The organism is Pseudomonas fluorescens Q2-87, from assembly GCF_000281895.1.
In the GTDB taxonomy this organism is placed as follows: domain Bacteria; phylum Pseudomonadota; class Gammaproteobacteria; order Pseudomonadales; family Pseudomonadaceae; genus Aquipseudomonas; species Aquipseudomonas fluorescens_S.
Genome location: NZ_CM001558.1, coordinates 2,825,175 through 2,850,091 on the forward strand (window position 1 = coordinate 2,825,175; position 24,917 = coordinate 2,850,091).

The window sequence follows — 24,917 nt, forward strand, 5'->3', positions numbered from 1 at the left end:
TTAACCGCGTGGGGTCGCAGCGGCCAGCTTGCCTGCCGATCCGGACGCTGCCTTGGAAGGCGCGCCTTGGGACAGGTTGCTGGCTTCGAGCGCTTTACGTTGTTGAGCCAGGGCGGCAATGGTTTCGTCGCTGGCCATCGGAATGGTTTCAGGCGTGACCGGTGAACCCGGACGAGCCCGTTGCAGCCCCTTGACGATGATGGTGTCGTCCTTGCTCAAACCGCTGCGCACGATGCGCAGGCCTTCGATCTTCGGCCCCAGCTCGACGGCGCGGTAGGCCGGTTTGTTCTCGGCGTCCATCACCAGCACGAATTTCTTGCCCAGGTCGGTGCCCACGGCTTCGTCGTTGATCAACACGGCGGAATAAGTGCCGCTGCCGACCAGCTTCAAGCGGGCATACAAGCCTGGGGTGTAGGCGCCGTCCTTGTTGTCGAATACCGCGCGGCCACGGATGGTGCCGGTTTGCGGGTTGACCTGGTTGTCGATGAAGTTCATCTGGCCCTGGTGAGGATTGCCGTCTTCGTTGGACAGGCCCATATAGACCGGCGTGGCCTGGCCGCGCTGGCCCTGGCGGGCGAGTTGGGTGTATTTGAGGAAGACGCGCTCATCGGCATCGAAGTAGGCGTAGACCTTGTCGGTCGAGACGACGCTGGTCAGGGGCGTGACGTCGGCGGTCACCAGGTTGCCGGCGGTGATTTCCGCCCGGCTGACGCGACCATTGATGGGCGAGGTGACGCGGGTGAAGCTCAGGTTCAGTTTCGCCAGGTCCAGCTGTGCCTGGATGGCGGCAGCGGCGGCGCGGGCTTCCTGGGCGGCGCTGGTGCGCGAATCCGCCAGCTCGGCGGAAATGGCATTGCTCTGACGCAGGCGTTCACCACGCTGGGCTTCGTTTTCGCTGCGGGTGGCGGTGGCGCGGGCCTGGGCCAGTTGGGCTTCGAGACGACGCACTTCAGCCTGGAACGGGCGTGGGTCGATCTGGAACAGCAGGTCGCCTTTCTTGACCAGCGCACCCTCGGTGAAGGCCACTTCGTCGATCTGCCCGGAAACCCTCGGGCGAATCTCGACGGTTTCCGGCGCTTCGAGGCGCCCGGTGAATTCATCCCATTCGTTAACCGGCTGCTCCAGCACCTTGGCGACACTGACTTTGGCAGGCGGCATGGACGCTGCCGTGTCGGGAGTCTTGCCGCAAGCGCTCATCACCAGCACCGCCAGCAGCGCGAGGGGAAAACGCAATTTTGAAAGTGAATGTTCCATGGATAGCATCCGCCAATGTATTGAGAATGGGCGGATGATGCGTGGCGCAACGCAGAGGAACGAATCGAATGAAGTAAAGGTAACTATCATTCGGAATGATATAAGCCATAGACGAGCCCCCTAGTACGGGGCTTTTCGTTAGGTGGCTATCATTCTGGTCGATAAACCACAGGTGTCAAATCGGCCAAGCCTTTATCGGTGAAAAATCTATTCCGGCAGGTAGACGGTGCGGATGCGCTTAAGTTCGCCGCTCGCGCGTAGGGCGTCAATAGCTTCACGCAAATCCTTGACCAATGTGGGCGAGCATTGCCTCGAGCACGCCAAGTAGAGATCGGCACTGCTGCCCACCGGGCTCATGAGCAGCTTGCGCTTGGACACCTTCGGCCAGATGTAGCGGCTCTCCGGAACGCCGTTGAACCAAGCATCGATGCGACCCATCAGCAGCAATTGCGCGGGGTTGTCGCCGATGGCCAGGGGATAGATCTGCTCGTTGCTGAACCCTTCGGTGCGCAGGATTTCCTCCTGGGCGCTGCCCAGGCCGACGCCAATCTTGCGGTAGGTTTCCCTGGCTTGGGCAAAGCTGTCCACCTGCCGCTCCAGGCTGAAGAACGCTCGCTCCATGGGCATGATCGACGCGATCCAGGTGAAGTGGCTTTCGCGGCCAGGTAGGCGCGACAAGGGCGCGATCAAGAAGTCATGCTCTTCACTGACATGTTTTTGAGCCCTGGCCCAGGGAAGCACATGGATCTTCACGGCATACCCAGCCTGGGTGATAGCCGCCACGGCGACGTCGCCAACGATGCCGTAACCCCTTGGATCGTTGACGAATGTCAGCGGAGGCGCGTCCAGAATGTGCAGTTCAACTACCGTGGGTTCGCTCCACGCGCACTGCACTACCAGCAGTGGCAGCAATAGACAAAGCCTGCAAAGCGCAGAGCCGGGACGATTCGAAACGCGTGCGGTCGAGCTCATGAACGATGACTTCAGGCATTGAAAGGTGATGCGCCTCGGCACGTGTGCTTGGCGCTGGAAGCCGCATCTGAAGGCCGGCTTCTCATGTGATGCGCAGAACCGATACCGGTTCGCCACGATCATTTTTATCGAGACACGCCAAGCGACTGTCTTGGGCCGGTCACGTTTACCTGACGATAGATCATCCGGTCGACATAAACCTTGAATTTTGCATTTCGACAACGGTTTCCAGGTTACTGAACCGAGGGCGTGCAACGGTCGCCGATCCCCATTGTAGGCACCGTCTGTCAGCGCCCAGCCTGTTATCTGTCAGTCCGCTCTTTTTATGCGTCTGGCCCTCTATCTAAACCTAGCCAGCGTCCCGCGACATTGCTTACCTTGGTCCTGCGAAGCGTAAAAGCAGGATGCAGGACAGCAACGATGAACAACGCTTGGGGCGAACATCAAGGTCACCCGCATTCAAGCGCGCGTCGGGATTGCGGACAACGCTTGAAGGCGACCCTGGAAGAATATGGCATTGCCCCTGTGGCTTTTGCCGAGTTGCTCGGTATCAGCCCGCAGTGCCTGACGAACTGGAGTGCGCGAGGCATACCCCGGTTGCGGATAGCACAGCTGGCGCGCTTGCTGAGTGTCAGTGAGGTGTGGCTGGCGACCGGGGAAGGGGAGCGGGCGGGCGATATGGGGCATCGGAAGTGATTGCCTTAACAACATAGGGAGAAGGGAAATATGGGCGCGCGCCTGACCTGGACCGGCCTGGACAGGCCATCCTTTGGAGGCTGATGGGGTATGCCATTCAACGTCGCCCCGTGCGCGTACTCACATCCACCCACACCGCCAACACCAGGATGCTGCCCTTGACGATCATCTGCCAGTAGCTATCCACGTCGAGCATGGACATGCCGTTGTCCAGGCTGGTGATGACCAGCGCGCCGAGGAGCGCGCCGTAGACGGTGCCGGAGCCGCCGCGCATGGAAGTGCCGCCGATGAAGCAGGCGGCGATGGCGTCGAGTTCGCCCATGTTGCCGGCCGAGGGTGAGCCGGCGGCCAGGCGCGCGGTATTGACCATGCCGGCGAGGGCGCACATCACGCCCATGATGCCGAAGATCCACAGCTTCACCGCCTGCACGTTGATGCCGGACAGGCGCGTGGCTTCCATGTTGCTGCCCACCGAATAGACCCGGCGGCCGAACACGGTCTGGCTGGTGACGTAGCTGAACACGCCCAGCAGGATCAGCAGGAGCAGCACCGGCACTGGAATGCCGTCGTAGCTGTTGAGGGTATAGACGAACCCGGCCAACACCGCGCCGATCAACACCACGCGCAATACGTCGCGCACCAGTGAGTGGGCCGCGAGGCCATGCAGGGCACGATTGCGTCGTTGCTTCCAGGTCAGGAAAAGGGTCAGGGCGAACAGCAGGATGCCGAGCCCGGTGCCCACAGTATGTGGCAAGTAACCTTGGCCGACATAGACCAGTTCCGGTGATACCGGAGCAATGGTGGTGCCGCCGGTCACGCCCAGCAGGATGCCGCGAAAGGCGAGCATGCCGCCCAGGCCGACAATGAACGAGGGGATGCGCAAGTAGGCGGTCATGTAGCCGTTGCACAGGCCAATCATCAAGCCGCACAAGGCCACCAGGCTCAGGTTCGCCAGCAGGGGAATGTGATAGACCACGTCCAGGATTGCCGCCAGGCCGCCGAGCAGCCCGAGCAATGAACCCACGGATAAATCGATCTCGCCGCTGATGATCACCAGCACCATGCCGCAGGCAAGGATCCCGGTGATGGACATCTGCCGCAGCAGGTTGGAGAGGTTGCGCGGGGTCACGAATCCGCCGTCGGTCTGCCAACTGAAGAACAGCCAGATCACCGCCACGGCAATCACCAGGGCGAGCATTTTGTAGCGGGAAAAGAGTTGTTTGACCTGATTCATCTACGCGGACTTCCGATCATTATTGTTATGGCTGAGCGCGGCGGCGAGCACCTGTTCCTGGGTGAGTTCTTGGTTGATGAAATCGCCGCGCAGTTGACCTTCGCCGATCACCAGGACCCGGTCGGAAACCCCCAGCACTTCGGCCAGCTCCGAGGACACCATGATGATCGACACGCCTTCGACCGCCAGCGCGCCCATCAGCTTGTAGATCTCGTATTTGGCGCCGACGTCCACGCCGCGAGTCGGCTCGTCGAGGATCAACACGCGGGGTTTGGTCAATAGCATCTTCGCCAGCACGGCTTTTTGTTGGTTGCCACCCGAGAGGCTGGTGATCGGCAGGAACGGGCTCGCCGTCTTGAGGTGCATGCGCGAGATTTCCCGGTCGATGCTGCCTAGCTCGGCTTCGGCATCGATGCGGGTCATCTTCGAATAATTGTCCAGCACTGCCAGGGTGATGTTCTGGCCCACTCCCAGGTCCGGGATGATGCCCTGGCGCTTGCGGTCCTCGGGGACCATGCACAGGCCGGCGCGGATGGACTTGAGCGGTGTGCGCGTGTCGACCTGTTGATCTTCCAGCCAGACTTCACCTTCATAGCGGCCGGGATAGGCGCCGAACAGTGCCGACACCAGTTCGGTACGACCGGCGCCGACCAGCCCGGCGATACCGAGGATTTCCCCGCGCTTGAGGACGAAGGAAATGTCGTCGACCCGTTTGCGCTTGGGGTTGTCAACGTCGTAGCAGGTGAAGTGGCGGGCCTCGAAAATCACCTCGCCGACGTCATGGGGTTCGGTGGGGTAGAGGTTGCTCATCTCCCGTCCGACCATCTGCGTGATGATCTTCGGGATGTCCATGTCGCTCATGGCGGTGGTGGCGATGTGTTTGCCGTCGCGGATCACTGAAATGGTGTCGCACACGGCGGCCACTTCATCGAGCTTGTGGGAGATATAGACGCAGGCGACGCCCTTGGCCTTGAGGTCGCGGATGATGTCCAGCAGCACCTCGATCTCCGAACGGGTCAGGGCCGAGGACGGCTCATCGAGAATCAGCAGGCGCGCTTGTTTGTTCAGCGCCTTGGCGATTTCCACCAGTTGCTGGTAGCCACCGCCGTACTGCGAAACCGGCAGCGACACGTTCATGTCGGGGACCTTGAGTTCGCGCATCAGCGCTTCGGCCCGGTGGATCATGGCCGGGTAGTTCATGCGCCCGCCGGGCAGTGTCAGCTCGTGGCCCATGAAAATGTTTTCCGCCACCGACAGGTCGGGGACGAGGGTGAGTTCCTGATGGATGATGACGATCCCGGCGGCTTCCGTTTCACTGATCGATTGTGCCTTGAGCGGCTGGCCGTCCCAGAGAATTTCACCGTCCCAGGTGCCGTAGGGATAGACCGCCGACAGGACTTTCATCAGGGTGGATTTGCCCGCGCCGTTCTCGCCGCAAAGGCCGACGCATTCCCCGGGCCTGACCTTGATGTCGATGCCGTTCAGGGCTTTGACACCGCCAAAGGTTTTGACGATGCCGTTCATTTGCAGCAGGTAGTCGGACATGGCGAAGGGCTCGTGAAAAGGGGCTCAAACGTAAGCAGGTGGGAACAGCCGTGGGGGCAGGCTCACCCTAAATGCCAGAGTTAAGCAGGTTCTTGTGGGAGCGGGCTTGCTCGCGAATGCGGTGGGTCAGCCTGACTGATATTGACTGTCCCACCGCTTTCGCGAGCAAGCCCGCTCCCACAGAGGTCACTGCCCGGCGATCTGTGCCTTGGTGTAGAACCCGTCCTTTTCCAGCAGGTCGATGTTGTCCTTGGTCAGCGGGGTAGGCGTGAGCAGGATGGTGTCGACTTTTTTGCTGCCATTGTCGTATTGCGAGCTGAAGGCAGGTTTCTCGTTGCGCGCCAGTTGCACTGAAAGCTTGGCGGCTTCGGAGGCGATCAGTTTCAGCGGTTTGTAGACGGTCATGGTCTGGGTGCCATCGATCACTCGCTTGACCGCCGCCAGGTCGGCGTCCTGGCCCGAGATCGGCACCTTGCCGGCCATTTTCTGTGCGGCCAGGGCCTGGATGGCGCCGCCGGCGGTGGCGTCGTTGGAGGCGACGATGCCGTCGATCTTGTTGTTGTTCCGGGTCAGGGCGTTCTCGACGATGCTCAAGGCTTCGGTGGGGTTCCATTCCTTGACCCATTGCTGGCCGACAATCTTGATATCGCCCTTGTCGATGGCCGGTTGCAGCACTTTCATCTGGCCTTCGCGCAGGACCTTGGCGTTGTTGTCGGTGGGCGCGCCGCCGAGCAGGAAGTAATTACCCTTGGGCGCCGCTTTCAGGACGCCGCTGGCCTGCATCTCGCCGACCTTCTCGTTATCGAAGGAAATGTAGGCGTCGATATCGGCATTGAGGATCAAGCGGTCATAGGACACGACCTTGATTCCGGCCTTCTTCGCCTCGGCGACGGCGTTGGTCAGCACGGTGGCGTTGAACGGCACGATGACGATCACATCGACGCCACGGGAAATCAGGTTTTCGATCTGCGAGATCTGTTTCTGTTCGTTGGCGTCGGCCGACTGGACGAAGACCTTAGCGTCGAGCTTTTCCGCCGCCGCGACGAAATAGTCACGGTCCCGCGACCAGCGTTCCAGGCGCAGGTCATCGATGGAAAAACCGATTTTCGGGTGCGCCGCATCGGCCATGACCGGAAGCGAGAGCAGGGCGAGGGCGCCGGCGAGCAGGGTGCGTTTGAAGCTTTTCATGGTGGTGCGTCCTTTTATTGTTGTTTGAAAGACACTGCCTGACGATGAGCGTGGTGCGGATAGAACTGTAGAGAGTCGCCGAGCGCTGTGGGCAGAGATTTGTCGCGAGAATGTAACAACCCACTTTGGCGAATCAGATAAATCAAGGTCGTTTTTTCCGGGGGGCTGCTTCGCAGCCCAACGGGATAAATCCCCTCGCCACAGCTCAGTCTATTGTCAGGGGAAGATGAACCGGTTGACGACGTTTTCCAGCATCTCCTGGCGACCGCTGACGGCCTGGGGATTCAACTCGTTGGCAAAGGCATGCTCGGCCAGCGAAGCGAGGCTGAACTCTCCGGCCAACACCGCCTGGCCGAACGGTTGCTGCCAGCCGGCGTAGCGTCGATCTTTGAATGCTTGCAGTTGATCGTCCTGCACCATGGCCGCTGCGCGCTCCAACGCCAGGGCCAGGACGTCCATGGCGGCGACGTGGCCGTGGAACAGATCGATGTCGTCCAGGCTCTGGCGCCGAACCTTGGAATCGAAGTTGAATCCACCATGGGTGAAACCGCCGGCCTTGAGGATCTCGTAGGTGGCGAGGGTCATCTCTTCGACGCTGTTGGGGAACTGGTCGGTGTCCCAGCCGTTCTGCGGGTCGCCCCGGTTGGCGTCGATGCTGCCGAAGATGCCCAGGGAGACGGCGGTGGCGATCTCATGGTGGAAGCTGTGCCCGGCCAGGGTTGCGTGGTTGGCCTCGATGTTGACCTTGATTTCTTTTTCCAGGCCGTACTGTTGCAAGAAACCGAACACCGTGGCGCTGTCGTAATCGTATTGGTGCTTGGTCGGCTCCTGGGGCTTGGGCTCGATCAGCAAATCACCCTTGAAGCCGATCTTGTGTTTGTGTTCGACCACCATGGCCATGAAGCGACCCAGTTGCTCGCGCTCACGCTTGAGGTCGGTGTTGAGCAGGGTTTCGTAACCTTCACGGCCACCCCAGAGGACGTAGTTGGAGCCCTTGAGACGCTGGGTGGCGTTCATGGCGCTGAAAACTTGGGCAGCGGCGCAGGCGAATATCTGCGGGTCCGGGTTGCTGGCGGCGCCTGCGGCGAAGCGCGGGTTACTGAAGCAGTTGGCGGTGCCCCACAACAATTTGATCCCGGTCTGCTCTTGATGGCGCTCCAGATGATCGACCATCTGCGCGAAGTGGTTGCGGTACTCCTTCAGTGAGTTGCCTTCGGGGGCGATGTCGGTGTCGTGGAAGCAGTAGTAATCGATGCCCAGTTTGGAGAAGAACTCGAAGGCCGCTTCGGCCTTGCCGATGGCCAGTTCCATCGGGTCCCCGCTGCGCTGCCACGGGCGCTTGAAGGTGCCGGCGCCGAACACGTCCGAACCCGGCCAGACAAAGGTATGCCAGTAGCAGACCGCCATGCGCAGGTGCTCGCGCATGGGTTTGCCGAGGATCAGCTTGTCGGCGTCATAGTGGCGGAAGGCAAGGGGTGAGGCGCTGGCGGCGCCCTCGTAGCGAATCTTGTCGACACCGGGGAAGTACGGCATGGGCGGTTTCCTTATTGTTCTTGGCGGTGACTCGATACTAACGCCGGCCCCAGCGCCGCTGATTATGAAAATCACCAAGGCGCAGTGCGATTTTGAGTATTGAGATTCACCCGCCCGGCGCCTAGTCTGTGTCGATCGGCCCAGGATAAACGACCATGAAGACCGTCCCGCCCGTCCACCGCATCGCACTGTTGTTCAACGGCAGTAAGATCTATGACCGCGGCATCATCAGTGGCATCGGCAACTACTTGAGCAGCACGCGCGCCTCTTGGGACTTGTTCCTTGAAGAGGATTTCCTTTGCCGCCTCAAAGGCATCGAGCGCTGGCAGGGCGACGGGATCATTGCCGACTTCGATGACCCGCTGATCGGCGAGGCGCTGGCCGGGATCAAGTTGCCCGTGGTGGCGGTGGGTGGTTCCTATCAGGATGAACGCGCTTATCCGAAGGGCATTCCCTATGTCGCCACCGATAACGATGCGCTGATGAAGCTGGCTTACGAGCACCTGATCGAGGCCGGGCTGACCCGTTTTGCCTGCTTCAGCCTGCCTGAAGCACAAGCCAATCGCTGGGCCCAGGAAAGGGAAAAGGCTTTTCGCCGGCTAGTGCAACGCGATGGACTGCCCGCCGAGGTCTACCGTGGCATGGGCACCAGCGCACCGCTCTGGGACAGCGCCGTCGAACAACAGATCGCCTGGCTGCAAAGCCTGCCCAAACCCATCGGCATCATCGCCGTCAGTGACGCCCGCGCCCGGCAGTTGCTGCAAGCCTGCCTGACCGCCGGAATCGCGGTGCCGGAGCAGGTGGCCTTGATCGGCATCGACAACGACCCCCTGACCCGCAGCCTGACGCGGGTGCCGCTGAGTTCGGTGATCCAAGGCACCGAAACCATGGGCCGGACCGCCGCGCGCCTGCTCCACCAAATGTTGCACGGCATGCCATCTACGGGCACGCAGATTCTGGTGCCGCCGGATGCAATCAACGTGCAGGTATCGAGCCTGCACCAACCGTTGGGCAATCCCTATGTGATGCAGGCGCTGTTGTTCATTCGCCAATACGCCTGCCAAGGTATCAAGACCGCCCAGGTGGCCGCGTATGTGGGGATATCGCGCTCGTCGCTGGAATCACACTTTCGCAAGGAGCGCGGTTGCAGCGTTCACGATGAGATCCTGCGCTTCAAACTGGCGGCCGCCGCCAGCGGACTGGAAAATACGGATGCGCCAATTGCCGATATCGCCCTGGGCTGCGGTTTCAAATCGGCCCAGTACCTGCACACGGTCTTTCGTCGGGAGTTTGGTTGTACGCCGAGGGAGTATCAGCAGGGGGCTGTTGCAGTGAATCAATGAGCCGATGTGGCGGGCTGCATTCGTTTAAGTGACACTGCGCCGAATTGCTCTCGTGGCGAGGGAGCTTGCTCCCGCTCGGCGGCGCAGTCGTCGTAAAACCGGTACATGCGGTGCATCAGGTAAACCGTAGTGACTGGTTTGGGGCTGCTTCGCAGCCCAGCGGGAGCAAGCTCCCTCGCCACAGGTTTTTGTATGAGTTTCACGGTAACAGCATTAACGCGGTGAAGTAATCCAAGGCCTGTCTCGGATGAGCAGGTTGCGTGATCGAATTGTTAGGGACGAGCTCAATGGCGTTAAGAGTGCTGGTGGTCGGCGGCTACGGAAATTTTGGCAGCATTGTTTGCCGGCATCTGGCGGCGATGCCGGGTGTGGACCTGGTTATTTCGGGGCGCGACCCGCACAAGTTGCTGCGCAAGGTCGATGAGTTGAAAGACCAGTGGGGCACGGTCTGTGAAAGTTGGTGCGGCGACGCCATGGGGGCACCGTTCAAAACGGTCCTGGAGGCGCTGGACATCCAGCTGGTCATCCATACCGGTGGTCCATTCCAGGGGCAGTCCTATGCGGTTGCCGAGAGTTGCATCGACGCGGGTGTGAACTATTGCGACTTGTCTGATTCCAGGGCGTTTGTCACTGGCATTGGCGCGCTCGATGCCCGGGCCCGGCAGGCGGGCGTGGCGATCCTCAGCGGTTGCAGTTCCGTGCCGACGCTGTCCGCCGCGATCATCGATCAGCAGCGCCATCGTTTCATGCGCATTGAATCGATCGAACATGGCATTTCCTCGTCGGCCAAGATGCCTGGGCTGTCGACCATCGAAGGGGTACTGGCCTACGCGGGCAAACCGATCAAGCAACTCAAGGACGGCCAGGTGCACGAAGTCCTGGGATGGCAGGACCTCAAACTTCGTAGAATGGCGCACCTGGGCACGCGGGTATTGGCTAACGTCGATGTGCCGGACCTCGATATCTTTGCCAGCCGCTACGGTGCCCAGACGTTGAGCTTCAAGGCCGGCGCGGGCCTGAAGCTGGCGGGCGTTGCCAATTACCTGCTGGCCCAGGCAATGCGGGTGGGCATGGTGCGCAACCATCTCCCTTGGGCTGCGAGGCTTCACCGTTGCGGACTATGGTTCGAGCGGTTTGGCGATGGCAAGAGCGCGATGTACATCGATGTCCATGGCATCGGCGTCGATGAAAAACCACTGTCCATGACGGCCCAGCTCACCGCGTTGAACGACAAGGGCCCGGAAATCCCCAGTTGCGCAGCCGTAGCCCTGGCCGCGAAAATCGCCCAGGGCTACGTGCCCGAACCTGGTGCCCGGGCTTGCGTGGGTGAAATCACCGTCGACGAATACATGGCTGCCATCAACGATCCGCAGAACCTCAGCCTGTCCGTGCACTTCTCTGGCGAGCCGGGTTGACGATGCTCTACCTGTCCCTGAAATACATCCATATCATTGCCGCGATTTTCCTGTTCGGCTTCGGCATGGGTTCCTATCTCTACTTGATCGCCGCCAGTCGCACCGGCAATCCCCAAGTAATTGCCCATGTGGCAAGGACGGTCGTGCAGTTCGATACCTGGATTACCACGCCCGCAGGGTTCATCCAGATCATCAGCGGTTACTGGCTCATGAAGCTGGCCGGGCTTTCCCTGACCACGGCATGGGTCGCGACTTCGCTGATTATTTTCTTGTGCGTGGGGTCGCTCTGGCTTCCAGTCCTGGTGCTACAGAAACGGCTATATGTGATGGCGTCGAGCGTGGCCTGGCATGAGCAAAGGGGTAGGGGTTGGACGAATCTGTGAGTTCGGCATAAACGTGGTCTACATAGCGCCTGGTAATCCGGGTAATACCCGTGTCCAGCTAAAAGAACGTGCCGAATCAATGCTCGACTGCAATGACTTAAGGACCTGAGCCGAACGATGAACGATGACCCCCACGCGCTGTATATACGCTTCCAGTCCCCTGATCCTGGCATAGGGCCACGCGTCCAGGCGCCGATGCTCCCCCAGGAGCAGGCCATGGCTCGGTGGCATGCGGCCGGGCATCGTTTCAGTTGGCTAGAGGTGCTGGTGCCGCCACTGTGTTTTGGCCCGATTCTGCCGCCCCTCGCGTTGCTGCCGGGTCTGTTGGCTTATCAAGCGCTATTGGCTCCAAGCCTGGATCTGGATGGCATCGTCGGGCAGTCCTTTGGCTGGCTGGCGGTGGTCACGTTGCTCTTCACGATGCTTTGGGGCCTGCGCAATTTTTTGCGGGACAAGCACGACCCGGTGAAGCGCTATTGGCAGTCCATGCCGGCTCAAGGCGTGGTCGAGCTTGAGCAGCATGACCTGGTGTCCGGCATCAGCCTGTGGTCAAACGACTTTGATCCGGACTGCAATACCCTCCTGCGCTGGGCCAACGGCAAGCTGGAATCCGTGCAGGACAGCGGTGTGTTGCAATGGATCCTGGCCAGGACGATGGCAGGGCATTGGCTGATATTCAAGGAAGAGTATCCGGGCGACTTCTGCTACGGACCGGTTGGCCGGATGCCCGAGGCGAAAAAGCAATTGCAACCCTGCCAGCAACTGGCGATTGCGTTCGCTCCCGGTACCAACCTCCCACTGGGCCGACGTTTCGACGGCTCGCCGATACCGATGGTGAATACGCCGTACTGGATGTCTGTCAATGAGCTCAAGCGCCTTGCCGAGGCCGCCCATCACTGGATGTTCTTTGCGCCAGATCGCTATGCCGTGGTCAATGATCAGGATGCCGCCTGGGTGCAGCGGATGGTGGACAGGGCACAAGCCAGTGTCGGGCCCCAGCCGGCGCGATGAGTCCCGCCGCTGATCACGGTTGATCCGCTTCAGTTCCGGTTCACTTTTCGTCGTGGAGCCACGTGTCCACCACCCGCCGATCCAGTTCCTCCCACTCAGCCATGCCCAATACCCGGGTGGTGTTCAGCCCGCGTAGATAGCCGCGCAGTTGATTAGCTGTGGCCCGCTTGAATTCCGGGTCGGGTTCGGTGCTGCTCAACAGCACGCTTTCGTACTGGATCAGGTACTCGGCCACCCGCTCACGGAAGTCGGGCAATACCGCGTCGCGAATCAAATCAAACGTTCTCATGGTTAGGCCTCATCAGTCTCACTCAGCTTGCAACTATTGCTATGAGTAATAGTGACCATTACCAAATGCAAGTTCTGCTTTGCCGACAATCATCGGAAAATCAGCGCCATCGAACTTGCAACCCAGTTTTTTTATTTTCAGGACCCAACCCATGCGCTCTTTATTTTTGCTTCCCATGGCGTTTGCCTCGTTGCTGTTGGCCGGATGTGCCTCCGCGCCGAACGACCCGACCCTGACTTTGCAAACCAGCAAGAGCCCTGAACAGTATGCTGATTGCGTCGTTCCGAAATTGCAGGGCAGCGCATTGAACCCAATGGTTTCGCAGACTCAGCGCAGTTACCGCATCGTGGTGCCGAGCAAGATCTCGGCGGACAACGTGCTGGAGGCCTACAAGGCCGGGAACGGCGGCAAGGTATTCGTCTACGAACGCCATTTGCTGGCTTCGAACCTTCTGCCTTCGAGTTTTGAGCGCGCCGCCCAAGACTGCATCTGACCGGCCCGCAAACGCTTTTCGCAGTGCTCCTTTGGTTGGCCGCAACCAACCAATTCTTTGCCCCGCACCGTATTCGGTGGCGGGGTTTTTTTTGTCCGCTTGGTCAGCCTGCCGATCAATAATCCTTTGTAGAAGCGGGCTTGCCCGCGAAGAGGCCTTCACATTCAGCACTGATGCCAGCTGACCCAACGCCTTCGCGGGCAAGCCCGCTCCCACAGTGTTTCAAGGTTTAGATTTGACGCCTCGCTGCAGAATCGGCATATTTTGCGCGTTTGTGATCATTGGTGCTCGTTTATGCAGGTTGTACAGTCATGACTTCAACTCACGAAGCGTTTCCCGGTGAACGTCAGCAATTGATCAGCGAGCGTCTTGCCCGCTACGGCCGAGTGATAGCGGCCGACCTGGCCAGCGAACTCAACGTGTCGGAGCATTCGATACGGCGCGACCTGGGCGCGTTGGCAGCGGCGGGGGTGTGCAAGCGCGTCTATGGCGGCGCGATCCTGTTGCCCGCGGCCGAACGGCCGATGGAAGTGCGCGTACGGCAGGACCCCGCACGCAAAGGCAGCCTTGGCCAGGCCGCGGCGTCGTTGCTACGGGCGGGCCAGCATGTGTTCATCGATGTCGGCTCGACGAACCTGGCGATTGCCTGCGCCATTGATCCGCAACTGCAACTGACCGTCACCACCAACTCGCCATTGATTGCGGTGCAATTGATGAAATTGCCGCGGGTCGAAGTCATCCTGTTGGGAGGCCGCTTGAACACGGTCGCCGGTGGTGTGATCGGGCTGACAGCGGTTCAGCAGCTTCGGCAATTCAGTTTTGACCTGTGCTTTCTCGGCGCTTGTGCCATCGATCCGGACAACGGCGTCACCGCTTTCGGCCTGGAAGACGCTGAGTTCAAGCGCGCAGTCGTCGCGGCAAGCGGTCAGGTGGTGGCGGCGGTGACCAATGAGAAGCTGTCCAGCGTGGCACATTATCAGGTGGCGTCGTGCGAAGAGGTCGCCGCCCTGGTGGTGGAACATGACGCGCCGCACGAGCGGCTGGAGCCGTTCTTCGGCCGGGTTTCCCAGGTGGTGACGACCACTGAAGAGCCTTAGTGCGGGTGGCAACAGGTTGGAGCGACTGCGCCAGTGGCAATGACAAATAAACGGATACGCGACGATCCCATTGTCCGCGACATGAATTACCGCTAGTTTGCTGCCCCTGCATAAGTACAAAAATCAGGAGTCATCGATGCAACCGATTCGTCTCGGTCTGGTGGGCTACGGCAAGATTGCCCAGGACCAACACGTTCCAGCTATTCTCACCAACCCCGCGTTCCAACTGGTGGCTGTGGCCACGCAGGGGCAGCCTTGTGCCGGGGTGGAGAACTTCCGCTCCCTGGGCGAGCTGCTCGACCACGGTCCGCAAGTCGATGCGATTGCGTTTTGCACGCCACCGCAAGGTCGATTCGCGCTGGTGCAGCAGGCGCTGGCGGCGGGCAAGCACGTGCTGGTGGAAAAGCCGCCATGCGCCACGTTGGGTGAAGCAATGGCGTTGGTGGATCAGGTCCGCGAGCAAGGCGTCAGCGGTTTGTTCGCCTGGCATTCGCGGTACGCGCCGGGCATCGAAGCCGCCCGCGACTGGCTGGCGGGCCGCACATTGCAAAGCGTACAGATCGATTGGAAGGAAGACGTGCGCAAGTGGCACCCGGGCCAGGCGTGGATCTGGCAACCCGGTGGGCTGGGTGTGTTCGATCCAGGCATCAACGCCTTGTCGATTGCTACCCATCTGTTGGCACTGCCGTTGTTCGTCGAGTCGGCGGAATTGCGCGTGCCGGACAACTGCCAGTCGCCGATTGCCGCCAGTATCAAGATGGCTGACGCGCGCCACCTCGATATCCGGGCCGAATTCGATTTCGATCACGGTCACGACGAGCTCTGGAGCATCGAGATTCGTTGCACCGAAGGCGTCCTGCGCCTGGACAATGGCGGCGCCCTGTTGAGCATCGATGGCGTGCGCCAGGTGGTTTGCGAGGAAGGCGAGTACGCGGCGGTGTATCGGCATTTCCAACGGCTGATTGCCGACAAGACCAGCGATATGGACTTGCAACCGTTGCGGCTGGTCGCGGACAGCTTTTTCGTCGGCAGTCGGACGTTGGTCGAGCCGTTCTACGATTAACCCAAAGGAACCGCTGTTGAACGAACACACCTTGTCCATGCGCCTGGAGCGCGTGGCTGCGCACATGCCGGCGGGCGCGCGGCTGGCCGACATCGGCTCGGATCACGCTTACCTGCCGGTGGCATTGGTGCGCCGAGGCGCTATCTCGGCGGCGGTGGCCGGTGAGGTGGCCTCGACGCCGTTTCACGCCGCCGAGCGCACTGTGAGCGAGAACGACCTGGACCAGCAGATCAGCGTGCGCCTGGCCGATGGCCTTGCGGCAATCGAGCCTGAGGATGGGGTCAACGTCATCAGCCTCTGCGGCATGGGCGGCGAGACGATCCGCGACATCCTCGACAACGGCAAGGCGCGGTTGAGCGGCCGGGAACGCCTGGTCCTGCAACCCAATGGCGGCGAGCAGCCGCTGCGCCAATGGCTCATGGAAAACGGCTACCGCATCCTCTGCGAGGAATTGCTGCGGGAAAACCGCTTCTATTACGAAATCATCGTCGCCGAACGTGCCGGGCCGGTGGTAATGTACACCGACGAGGAGCTTTACTTCGGTCCGCTACAGATGCAGGCGCGCAATCCTGCATTCTTGGCAAAGTGGCAGCGCTTGCTGCGGCAGAAGCAAAAGACCCTCGCCAGCTTCGCCAAAGCACGGCAAGCCGTGCCCGAAGAGAAGTTGCAAGACATTACGCGTCAGGTCCGGTGGATTAGCCAACTGCTGGCTTGAGCCCCCGGGTACCCTTATCGGCCTGCCACCGGGTAGTGCTTGATACGACACGCGTAATCCTTGCCATCGCCCTTGCAAATGCCATCCAGGTACCGGTAATCCACTTTCACTGACTTTCCTTTCCCGGGCCATTGACGGCGCGGGAGGGTGGCTTGGTAATCGGCGGTTTCTGGAATGAAGCTGAGTGTTGTCCCTACCGTCGGGCATTCCACCGTAGAGGATTTCGGGCTGGCTTTGAGCACCTGCGCCTGGAGCTGCGGATAGGGTCGTTTCTGAACCTCGATGATGCGCAGTTCCATATGGCAGATTTGCCAAGTGGATGCCTGGACGGGCTCGCACAGCAGGGGGAGCGGCAGGGTAATCAGTCCGATGCAGGCTGCGCGAATGTTCATGATTGCCCTGTTTGAGTACTGACGTTGGCGAATCATAGCCCGGTATTGTTGTGGTTGGCAGGGTAGTGGCACTATGCCTTTAATCTTGAAGGCCAATCCAAGGAAGTGACCCATGTCCGGAATCCAAAATGTCGCGTCAGCATTTCGCGAATTCATGCAATCGTGGGAAGAGGACCGAAAATACCTGCCGTCATCCATCAGTGCCCTGGCTAATGGCTTCGAGGGCTGGTTGAAGTTCGAGTTTTATTTCTGGCTGATCCACGCCCGTAAGCTTCGCGGTCCCGATCGCGAGCTGGCCGATGTTGGCGTCGAGTATAAAGTCGCGCTTGATCAGCGCTGGTCGCAGATGGACATCGGTACCAAGCAGTGCGATCTGTGGATCCGCGACCAGGATGAAAAGCGCTTTCACTTCATCGAGCTCAAGACGCCTTTCGCCAATGCCAACCAGGGCAAGATGTTTGAAAGTGCGGCCAAGGATTATTGGTACATGACCCGATTGAAAGCTCAGGCGGAGAGAGTCGCCAGCGGCAGCGTGATTATCTTTGGCGTGAACTTCGGCAAGGAGCGTTGGGACGAGCATCTGCAGCGGATCGAGGGATACGCCGGCTATGTTGAACACTCAACCAAGGCCTCCGACACGGTGCCGGGCGTGGAGGGGCTGAGGTGGGCGGTTCTGACCATGCATTACCCCGAGTTGGGCGCCGGTGCCGAGGATTGCGCACCCGCATCTGCCCTGCGCAATCTCCCAGCCTGACACCGTGCTTGTGTGGCGAGGGAGCTTGCTCCCGCTGGGCTGCGTAGCAGTCCCCAACCGGCGCTTGGATCAACCTGAGCCACCGCGTGGCCAGGTTTTAGGGCCGCTTCGCGCCCCAGCGGGAGCAAGCTCCCTCGCCACGGGGTTGTGTGGGGGGCGTGGTTTTTTGGGTGGACCGTGCGGCCCGACGGGGATGAATCCCCTTGCCATAGGGATTTTATCCTTGCTTCGAACCCCCGCCAATCTGCCAGACATAGGGCGGTTCCGTACCGTTGATTTCCCAGTCACCGATGATGCGTTCCTTGTAGATCAATGGGTTGTGCGAAGCCGCGGTGCGGGCGTTGCGCCAGTGGCGGTCGAGGGCCTTGCTGGTGCTGGTGGCCGACGCGCCGAGTGCGTTGAACAGGTCGCTGGTGGCGCGTAGCACCAGGTCAGAGATGACCACCTGGGCTTGGGCTGACTCCAGTTCGGCGGCGATATTGGCGGTGTGCTCGGTCTCCGCGTTCTGGCTGAAACGGCTTTCGTAGGCGCGTTGGGCGGCGCTCGCAGCGTGCAGGGCGGTGGCTTGGGCAGCGTAGACCTGGGCCGACGCCTTGCCGATCACTTGCTGCACCTGGACATCCTGGCTCACCTCGCTGGCATTGCCGGTGCTGAAGATCCGCGTGCGCTTGCGCACCTGATCGGTGAAGTCGTGGACGGCGGCGCGGCCGGCACCGGCCAGCACGGCGAGCAAGACCAGTTGATAGAACGCCGTCTGGTATTTGAAGCGGGTAGAGAAATCGATGAGGTTTTGCGCTTCGACCACTGCGTTTTCGAATACCGAAGTACCGCTGCCGGTGGTGCGCTGGCCAAAACCATCCCAGTCGTCGCTCTGCTTGACGCCAGGCTGATGCACCCTGACGGCGGCAATCACGTCGGCGCCGTTGTCGTCGCGCTGGGCGTACAAGTCTATCCAGTCGGCGAAGATGCTGCCGGTGCTGTAGTACTTGGTGCCGTTGGCGACCCACTGATCACCATGACGGGAAATGCGCGTGCCGACCTCGCCGATTTTCACAGCGCCGATTTCAGTCCAGGCGTTGCCCACCAGGTCGCCATCGACGAAGCGCTTGAACCAGGTGTCTTGTGGGCTGGTGGCGTGGGCGTTGAGGCGGTCTTCGACAAAGGCGAAGTGGCCGCGCAGGGCTTGGGGCAGGTTGGAGTCGGCCTCGGCCAGTTCAATCAACAGTTGCAGCAATTGCGGCAACGAAGCCCCGGCACCACCGTACTCAAGTGGTACCCGGACGGCGCCAAACCCCGCGTCCTTCAGCCATTTCACCGCTTCGAACGGCAGGCTGCGCGTTTGTTCGCGCTCCAGCGCGCCGGCCTGGATGCGCGCGAAGATCGGCCGGAACCGTTCGGCCAAGGCCTCGTAGTCAGTGCCAATGGAAAGAGTCGGTGGCAGTTGTTGTTGCTGTGCGGTCATGGCGATGTTCCTTCTAATGAACGGCTGGGCGGGCAGGGGCGAAACCTGCCGGTGCCAGCGGTCATTGCACAGTCCATGCCCGAGGCCCAAAGCCCCGTAAAAGCGGGGCCTGCGCGGCATTCATCGGCCAATGGGCTGTCCCGCTGCGGGACAATTTGTCCGGCCACTGTGTGCCAGGCAACAGTTTGCTTCGTGGGTATCGGCGTGCGGGGTGTTGGCCCGCCAACAGTGGATCAGCAGCCTGTCTGTCGAGCGACAGTATCCACATTCAACAACTTCTTATAACCCATTGAATATCAACGAAATATCCAACTGGCACGGTTGCTGCTCTATCCCTTGTGCAAACGCTGAAGTGGCGTCTTCCGGTGCGGGGTAAGTGATGAGCAAGCAATTCAAAGTGGTCGCGGTATCAGGCAGCGTGCAGCAACCGTCGCGCACGCTGGTTCTGCTCACAGCCCTGGTGGAAAGGCTCGGGCAACAACTGCCGGTGCAGGTTCGATGGATCGAGCTGGCCAAGGTCGGCCCGCAGTTCGCCGGGGTGTTGCGTCGCGAAGCGTTGCCCGCGGCCGTGCAGGAGGATCTGCACGCGATTGAGACCGCCGATCTGCTGATCGCTGCAACGCCCGTTTACCGAGCCTCTTACACCGGCCTGTTCAAGCACCTGTTCGATTTCGTTCATCACGAAGCCCTCAAGAACGTACCGGTGCTGTTGGCCGCGACCGGAGGCTCCGATCGCCACGCCTTGATCATCGACCATCAGCTGCGGCCGCTGTTCGGATTCTTCCAGGCCCTCAGTCTGCCGGTCGGGGTGTATGCCTCGGAAACCGATTTCACCGAATACCGGATCTCCAGCACGCAGGTGCTGGAGCGCATCGAGCGCGCCGTCGAGTCGGCGCTGCTGAGCCTCGTCCCGGATACCCGGCGCAACGTCAGCGCCGCCTGACCCTTTTTCTTTCAACGAGCCGTGGAGTACATGCATATGAGCCAGGACATCAAATTTGCCTACTGGGTGCCCAACGTCAGTGGCGGGCTGGTGGTGAGCAAGATCAAGCAGCGCACCGACTGGGGGATCGATTACAACCGCAAGCTTGCGCAGATCGCCGAAGAGGCCGGCTTTGACTACGCCCTGACCCAAGTCCGTTTCACCGCCGGCTATGGCGCCGAATACCAGCATGAGTCCGTGGCGTTCAGCCACGCCTTGCTGGCTGCCACCACGCGCCTGAAAGTCATCGCAGCGGTGTTGCCCGGGCCGTGGACGCCGGCGGTGTTGGCCAAGCAGATCGCGACCATCGACCAACTGACCGCAGGCCGCGTGGCGATCAACGTCGTGTCGGGTTGGTTCAAGGGCGAGTTCACCGCCATTGGCGAACCATGGCTGGAGCACGATGAGCGCTATCGTCGTTCCGAAGAATTCATCACCGCCGTCAAGGGCATCTGGACCACCGACAATTTCACCTTCCGCGGCGACTTCTACCGTTTCCATGACTACACCCTCAAGCCAAAACCGCTGCAGCAGCACCCGGAAATTTTCCAGGGTGGCAGCTCACGTGCAGCCCGGGACATGGCCGCACGGGTATCGGACTGGTATTTCACCAACGGCAACACCGTGGAAGGCGTCAAGGCGCAGATCGATGACATCCAGGCGAAAGCCGCGGCCAACAACCACAAGGTCAAGGTCGGCATCAACGCCTTTGTCATTGCTCGGGACACCGAAGAAGAAGCACGGTCGGTGCTGGCCCAGATCATCGACCAGGCCGATCCCGAGGCCGTCAATGCCTTTGGCGATGCGGCGAAACAGGCCGGCAAATCCAGTCCGGAAGGCGAGGGCAACTGGGCCAAGTCCAGCTTCGAGGATCTGGTGCAGTACAACGACGGCTTCAAGACCAACCTGATCGGTACGCCGCAGCAGATCGCCGAACGCATCATTGCGCTCAAAGCCGTGGGCGTCGACCTGGTGCTCGCCGGCTTCCTGCACTTCCAGGAGGAAGTCGAGTATTTCGGCCGCAAGGTCTTGCCGCTGGTGCGTGAATTGGAACAGCGCAACGCAACGGCGAAAACGGCGGCGGTCGCGTAGGCGCGGGAGGAAGCATGGGCACGTTCACCGACACCCCCGACGAGGCTCCGGCCGGTCTGCCCCAGTGGCTGGTGCGACAGGCGCATCGGCACGGCACGGACATCGCGCTGCGCCATAAATACCTGGGCATCTGGCAAGTGCGGACCTGGCGGCAGGTGGCCGATGAGGTGCATCGCCTGGCAATCGCCTTGCAGGCTCGGGGTTTCTCAGTGGGCGCGACCTTGACCATCATCAGCCGGCCCAGGCCGCAAGCGCTGCTGGCGGCATTGGCCGCGCAGTGGCTTGGCGGTGCGGCGAGTCTGTTGGATCCGTTGCAACCTTCAAGCGAACAGGTGCCATTGCTCGCAGCGATCCAGCCGGAGTTCGTGCTGGTTGAAGGCGTGGAGCAAATGCATCGGTTGCGAGCAGCCGGGATATCGCCGCGAGTGATCACGTATCTCGACAAGCGCGGCTTGGCCGATTCGCTGCTGTTTGCTGGTGCGCAGCACTACCAAGGGTTGATAGCAGAACCGCCCGCCGATGAGCTGGCGGTGCCAGGACCGGCACAACATACGGCCTTCGTGTTTTATCGCTGGGCTGCGCAGGCCATCGAGCAGCAACGCGTCAGCCACGGCGAGCTGTTGCAAGAAGGCCTGCGGTTGGTGGAGCGCGAAGGACTGGGGCGGCAGGAGGAGGCGTTGGCGGCGCGGGCTTTCGCGTCGGCCGGCCAGGCACGTTATCTGTTGGCGCCTTGGCTGATCGCCGGTTTTCGCCTGAATTTTCCAGAGAACCTGGCAACTCGCGACCGCGATCGGCGCGAGCTGGGCCCGACGCTGGTGGCCGGAACACAGGAAACCTATGGGCGTTTGCACAAGCGGGCATTGGAGCGCTTGCCGGAGCCGGGCACGTTGTCACGTCGGTTGGTGGACTGGGGGTTGACGACGCATCCCGGGCCGTTGCAACGGTACCTGGGGGACTGGCTGGTGCGTCGACCGTTACGCGATGTGCTGGGATTTTCCCGTACCCGGGCGCCGCTGCTGGTCGGTGATGCCTTGCCGCCCGGGACCCAGGCGTTTTTTGAAGCCCTGGGCATCAAGGTGCGTCATTGGGGCGATTCAGCCCAGTGGGAAATACCGTCGAACGCTGTGAAGACAACCACCGATGACTGGGTCGAGTCCCAGTCGCAATTGGCCTGAGAGGAGGCGACCCATGACGCACACGGCCGCCACGCATTTGCTGGAGCTGGACAATATTTCGCTGTCGTTCAAAGGCGTCAAAGCGGTCACCGACATCAGCTTTCGTGTCGCCACCGGAGAGATCTGTGCCTTGATCGGCCCTAACGGCGCCGGCAAGAGCTCGCTGCTGAATATCATCAGCGGCGTTTACCAGGCTCAGGACGGGCGCATCCGTTTCGACCGGGTCGAGCGTCGCCGGATGCGCGCCCACGATGTGGCGGTGCGTGGCATCGCCCGCACGTTCCAGAACATTGCCTTGTTCAAGGGCATGAGCGTGCTGGACAACGTGCTCACCGGACGCAATCTCAAGCGTCGCAGCACTTGGATCGAGCAGGCCCTGCGCATCGGTCGAGCCCGGGCCGAGGATGACGTCCAGCGCGAAGCGGCGGAACGGGTCATCGAGTTCCTGCACCTGGAGCCCTGGCGCGACGTGCTGGTCGGCAAGTTGCCCTATGGCTTGCAGAAACGCGTGGAGCTGGCCCGGGCACTGGCGGCGGAGCCCAGGCTGCTGTTGCTGGACGAACCCATGGCTGGGATGAACGCCGATGAGAAGCAGCAGATGAGCCGCTTCATCGTCGATGTCAATCGTGAGCTGGGCACCACCGTGGTGTTGATCGAGCACGATATCGGCGTGGTCATGGGCATCAGCGACCACGTGGTGGTGCTGGACTACGGTCGCAAGATCGGCGATGGCACGCCAGCAGAAGTACGGCAGAACCCCGAGGTCATTTCGGCCTACCTGGGCACTCGCCACTGATAGTTGATTTTCGGCGCTTTCCCGCCAGGGAGAGCAGGCAAGTTGCGCCCGCAGAACAGGAACAGGCATGGAATTTTTCTTTGAAGTATTGATAGGCGGGTTGCTGGCGGGAGTGATGTACGCGTTGGTAGCCATCGGCTTTGTGCTGATCTACAAGGCCTCCGGCGTGTTCAATTTCGCCCAGGGCGCGATGGTGCTGTTCTCGGCACTGACCTTCGTCAGCCTGTTGGAGCGTGGCGTGCCGTTCTGGCTGGCGTTTCTCATCAGCCTGGCGGCCATGGTGCTGATCGCCGTGGCGGTGGAACGGGTGGTGCTGCGCCCGTTGGTCAATCGATCGCCCATCACGCTGTTCATGGCCACCCTCGGGCTTTCCTATGTCATCGAGGGGTTTGCCCAGGCGCTGTGGGGCGCCCAGGTGCATGGCCTGGAACTGGGCATCAGTGACGAGCCGCTGGAGCTGGGCGGGATGCTCTTGTCGCAGTTCGACATTTTTGCCGCGCTGACGGCGGCTTCCCTGGTGGTGCTGTTGTCCTGGCTGTTCAACAAGACCCGATTGGGCGTCTCGCTGCGTGCAGTGGCGGATGACCCCTTGGCGGCGTTGGCCGTGGGCATTCGCTTGCAGCGGGTGTGGGTAGTCGTGTGGTCGGTGGCGGGCTTCGTCGGGTTGGTCGCCGGCCTGCTCTGGGGGGCTCGCCTGGGCGTGCAGTTCTCGTTGTCGCTGGTGGTGCTCAAGGCCTTGCCGGTATTGATCATCGGCGGCTTCACCTCCATCAGCGGGGCGATTGTCGGCGGCTTGATCATCGGCGCCTCGGAAAAACTGGCGGAGGTCTACCTGGGCCCCTACATCGGCAGCGGCATCGAAAATTGGTTTCCCTACGTGCTGGCGCTGTTGTTCCTGCTGGTGCGGCCGGCGGGACTGTTCGGCGAACGTGCCATTGAGCGAGTCTAGGAGAGCGCCATGTTTTATCGAGAAGCGGGCCAATTCAATACACGTTATGCCCAGGATCGTCGCGTCTTCGCCCTGCGCCAGGATCGCCATGGGCTTGCCGCGCTGCTGGTGTTCGCTTTCGTCGCGGTGCCTTGGCTGGGTAACGACTACTGGTTCAGTGCGATTCTGATTCCGTTCCTGGTGTTGTCCTTGGCCGGGTTGGGGCTCAATTTGCTCACCGGTTATGCCGGGCAGTTGTCCCTCGGTTCTGCGGCGTTCATGGCGGTGGGGGCGTTTGCCACCTATAACCTTGAAGTGCGCGTAGCCGGTCTGCCGTTGCTGCTCAGCATCGCCTTGGGCGGGTTGGCGGCGGCGCTGGTGGCGCTGCTGTTCGGGCTGCCGAGCCTGCGCATCAAGGGTTTCTACCTGCTGGTTTCGACCCTGGCCGCACAGTTCTTCGTGACCTGGGCCTTGACCCGGTTCAGTTGGTTTTCCAACAACAGCGCCTCCGGCGTGATCAGCGCGCCACGGCTGGACGTGTTCGGGGTAAACCTGGACGCGCCGGCCGGTCGCTACCTATTGACGTTGACGGTGGTGGTCGCGCTGTTCTGGCTGGGCAACAACCTGGTGCGCAGCGAGTTGGGGCGCAACTGGATGGCGGTGCGCGACATGGACACTGCCGCAGCGGTCATCGGCATCCCATTGATGAAGACCAAGCTGCTGGCGTTCGCCATCAGCGGGTTTTTCCTCGGGGTGGCTGGCGCGCTCTGGGCTTTCACTTACCTGGGCACGGTGGAGCCCCATGGCTTCGATCTCAATCGATCGTTCCAGATCCTGTTCATCATCATTATTGGCGGCCTCGGCAGCCTGCTGGGCAATTTCCTCGGCGCGGCGTTCATCGTCCTGTTTCCCGTCCTGCTCTCGAACCTGGTGTCGCTGATGCCCGGTGGGCTGGTGGACGCAGGGCAGGTGGAGAACCTGCAGAAGATGATATTCGGCGCGCTGATCATCCTGTTCCTGATCAAGGAGCCCGAGGGCCTTGCGCGCCTCTGGCAGAGATTTCGCGAGCGCGCACGGCTATGGCCGCTGCGCTACTGAGCGAACC

The 24,917-nt window shown here is 61.1% G+C and carries 24 protein-coding genes and 1 pseudogene; 16 read left to right on the plus strand and 9 right to left on the minus strand.

From position 1 onward, the window contains the following. Positions 1-1,254 carry a multidrug efflux RND transporter periplasmic adaptor subunit MexE gene (gene mexE, locus PFLQ2_RS15175; protein WP_003181341.1) on the minus strand — a complete coding sequence of 418 codons (1,254 nt, stop codon included), beginning with the start codon at positions 1,252-1,254 and terminating at the stop codon, positions 1-3. A gap of 207 nt (positions 1,255-1,461) precedes the next feature. Beyond that, entirely contained in the window at positions 1,462-2,226 is a 765-nt protein-coding gene (locus PFLQ2_RS15170) for a substrate-binding periplasmic protein (protein ID WP_003181343.1), read from the minus strand. A gap of 420 nt (positions 2,227-2,646) precedes the next feature. Here PFLQ2_RS15170 and PFLQ2_RS27745 point away from each other — a divergent pair, with 420 nt between their 5' ends. After that, positions 2,647-2,922: a helix-turn-helix domain-containing protein gene (locus tag PFLQ2_RS27745; RefSeq protein ID WP_033045995.1), complete on the plus strand. Its 276-nt coding sequence runs from the start codon at positions 2,647-2,649 to the stop codon at positions 2,920-2,922. Positions 2,923-3,019: 97 nt separating this feature from the next. Here PFLQ2_RS27745 and PFLQ2_RS15165 read toward each other — a convergent pair whose 3' ends face one another. From PFLQ2_RS15165 to xylA, 4 genes are all read right to left on the minus strand, one after another. Then, on the minus strand, positions 3,020-4,156 hold the full coding sequence (locus PFLQ2_RS15165) for a sugar ABC transporter permease (protein ID WP_003181345.1): 1,137 nt from the start codon (positions 4,154-4,156) through the stop codon (positions 3,020-3,022). Then, positions 4,157-5,701, minus strand: coding sequence for a D-xylose ABC transporter ATP-binding protein (gene xylG, locus PFLQ2_RS15160; RefSeq protein WP_003181347.1), 1,545 nt, complete (start codon positions 5,699-5,701; stop codon positions 4,157-4,159). 186 nt (positions 5,702-5,887) lie between these two features. Next, a complete protein-coding gene (gene xylF / locus PFLQ2_RS15155) occupies positions 5,888-6,889 on the minus strand; it encodes a D-xylose ABC transporter substrate-binding protein (protein WP_003181349.1) in 1,002 nt (333 codons plus the stop codon). A gap of 216 nt (positions 6,890-7,105) precedes the next feature. Then, the gene (gene xylA / locus PFLQ2_RS15150; RefSeq protein WP_003181351.1) at positions 7,106-8,422 is read right to left on the minus strand and encodes a xylose isomerase; all 1,317 of its coding nucleotides are present in this window, start codon (positions 8,420-8,422) and stop codon (positions 7,106-7,108) included. Positions 8,423-8,577: 155 nt separating this feature from the next. Here xylA and PFLQ2_RS15145 point away from each other — a divergent pair, with 155 nt between their 5' ends. The 4 genes and pseudogenes from PFLQ2_RS15145 to PFLQ2_RS15130 all read left to right on the plus strand — a co-directional run bounded on the left by PFLQ2_RS15145 (position 8,578) and on the right by PFLQ2_RS15130 (position 12,574). Next, entirely contained in the window at positions 8,578-9,765 is a 1,188-nt protein-coding gene (locus tag PFLQ2_RS15145) for a XylR family transcriptional regulator (RefSeq protein WP_003181353.1), read from the plus strand. A gap of 287 nt (positions 9,766-10,052) precedes the next feature. Further along, positions 10,053-11,180, plus strand: coding sequence for a saccharopine dehydrogenase NADP-binding domain-containing protein (locus PFLQ2_RS15140; RefSeq protein WP_003181355.1), 1,128 nt, complete (start codon positions 10,053-10,055; stop codon positions 11,178-11,180). 2 nt (positions 11,181-11,182) lie between these two features. Further along, a pseudogene (locus tag PFLQ2_RS15135) lies at positions 11,183-11,518 on the plus strand (DUF2269 family protein); the annotation flags it as partial. A gap of 261 nt (positions 11,519-11,779) precedes the next feature. Further along, the gene (locus PFLQ2_RS15130; protein ID WP_003181359.1) at positions 11,780-12,574 is read left to right on the plus strand and encodes a hypothetical protein; all 795 of its coding nucleotides are present in this window, start codon (positions 11,780-11,782) and stop codon (positions 12,572-12,574) included. Between the two features lie 40 nt (positions 12,575-12,614). Here PFLQ2_RS15130 and PFLQ2_RS15125 read toward each other — a convergent pair whose 3' ends face one another. Further along, positions 12,615-12,863: a hypothetical protein gene (locus tag PFLQ2_RS15125; RefSeq protein WP_003181360.1), complete on the minus strand. Its 249-nt coding sequence runs from the start codon at positions 12,861-12,863 to the stop codon at positions 12,615-12,617. 151 nt (positions 12,864-13,014) lie between these two features. On the opposite strand from PFLQ2_RS15125, the gene PFLQ2_RS15120 reads away from it, so the two are divergent. From PFLQ2_RS15120 to PFLQ2_RS15105, 4 genes are all read left to right on the plus strand, one after another. Beyond that, positions 13,015-13,356, plus strand: coding sequence for a hypothetical protein (locus tag PFLQ2_RS15120; RefSeq protein WP_003181362.1), 342 nt, complete (start codon positions 13,015-13,017; stop codon positions 13,354-13,356). A gap of 311 nt (positions 13,357-13,667) precedes the next feature. Continuing rightward, on the plus strand, positions 13,668-14,453 hold the full coding sequence (locus PFLQ2_RS15115; RefSeq protein WP_003181364.1) for a DeoR/GlpR family DNA-binding transcription regulator: 786 nt from the start codon (positions 13,668-13,670) through the stop codon (positions 14,451-14,453). A 136-nt stretch (positions 14,454-14,589) separates the two neighbouring features. Beyond that, a complete protein-coding gene (locus tag PFLQ2_RS15110; RefSeq protein ID WP_003181366.1) occupies positions 14,590-15,516 on the plus strand; it encodes a Gfo/Idh/MocA family protein in 927 nt (308 codons plus the stop codon). Positions 15,517-15,532: 16 nt separating this feature from the next. Beyond that, entirely contained in the window at positions 15,533-16,231 is a 699-nt protein-coding gene (locus PFLQ2_RS15105; protein ID WP_003181368.1) for a tRNA (adenine(22)-N(1))-methyltransferase, read from the plus strand. A gap of 14 nt (positions 16,232-16,245) precedes the next feature. Here the strand turns inward: PFLQ2_RS15105 and PFLQ2_RS15100 are convergent, their stop codons facing one another. Further along, positions 16,246-16,623: a hypothetical protein gene (locus PFLQ2_RS15100; RefSeq protein ID WP_003181370.1), complete on the minus strand. Its 378-nt coding sequence runs from the start codon at positions 16,621-16,623 to the stop codon at positions 16,246-16,248. A gap of 112 nt (positions 16,624-16,735) precedes the next feature. Between PFLQ2_RS15100 and PFLQ2_RS15095 the strand changes: the two genes are divergently transcribed. Continuing rightward, complete coding sequence (locus PFLQ2_RS15095) at positions 16,736-17,377, plus strand: hypothetical protein (protein ID WP_003181372.1); 642 nt, start codon at positions 16,736-16,738, stop codon at positions 17,375-17,377. 217 nt (positions 17,378-17,594) lie between these two features. On the opposite strand, the gene PFLQ2_RS15090 is transcribed toward PFLQ2_RS15095, so the two are convergent. Beyond that, positions 17,595-18,839 (minus strand): acyl-CoA dehydrogenase family protein, encoded by a 1,245-nt coding sequence (locus PFLQ2_RS15090; RefSeq protein ID WP_003181375.1) that lies wholly within the window; start codon positions 18,837-18,839, stop codon positions 17,595-17,597. A 379-nt stretch (positions 18,840-19,218) separates the two neighbouring features. Here PFLQ2_RS15090 and msuE point away from each other — a divergent pair, with 379 nt between their 5' ends. From msuE to PFLQ2_RS15060, 6 genes are all read left to right on the plus strand, one after another. Then, the gene (msuE, locus tag PFLQ2_RS15085) at positions 19,219-19,782 is read left to right on the plus strand and encodes an FMN reductase (protein ID WP_003181377.1); all 564 of its coding nucleotides are present in this window, start codon (positions 19,219-19,221) and stop codon (positions 19,780-19,782) included. 36 nt (positions 19,783-19,818) lie between these two features. Then, positions 19,819-20,913 carry a dimethylsulfone monooxygenase SfnG gene (sfnG, locus tag PFLQ2_RS15080; protein WP_003181379.1) on the plus strand — a complete coding sequence of 365 codons (1,095 nt, stop codon included), beginning with the start codon at positions 19,819-19,821 and terminating at the stop codon, positions 20,911-20,913. A gap of 14 nt (positions 20,914-20,927) precedes the next feature. After that, positions 20,928-22,088 (plus strand): AMP-binding protein, encoded by a 1,161-nt coding sequence (locus PFLQ2_RS15075; protein WP_003181380.1) that lies wholly within the window; start codon positions 20,928-20,930, stop codon positions 22,086-22,088. A 13-nt stretch (positions 22,089-22,101) separates the two neighbouring features. Further along, entirely contained in the window at positions 22,102-22,884 is a 783-nt protein-coding gene (locus PFLQ2_RS15070) for an ABC transporter ATP-binding protein (protein WP_003181382.1), read from the plus strand. Positions 22,885-22,951: 67 nt separating this feature from the next. After that, positions 22,952-23,833, plus strand: a complete 882-nt coding sequence (locus tag PFLQ2_RS15065; RefSeq protein ID WP_003181384.1) for a branched-chain amino acid ABC transporter permease — start codon at positions 22,952-22,954, stop codon at positions 23,831-23,833. Positions 23,834-23,842: 9 nt separating this feature from the next. Further along, positions 23,843-24,910: a branched-chain amino acid ABC transporter permease gene (locus PFLQ2_RS15060; RefSeq protein ID WP_003181385.1), complete on the plus strand. Its 1,068-nt coding sequence runs from the start codon at positions 23,843-23,845 to the stop codon at positions 24,908-24,910. The last annotated feature ends 7 nt before the right edge of the window (positions 24,911-24,917 follow it).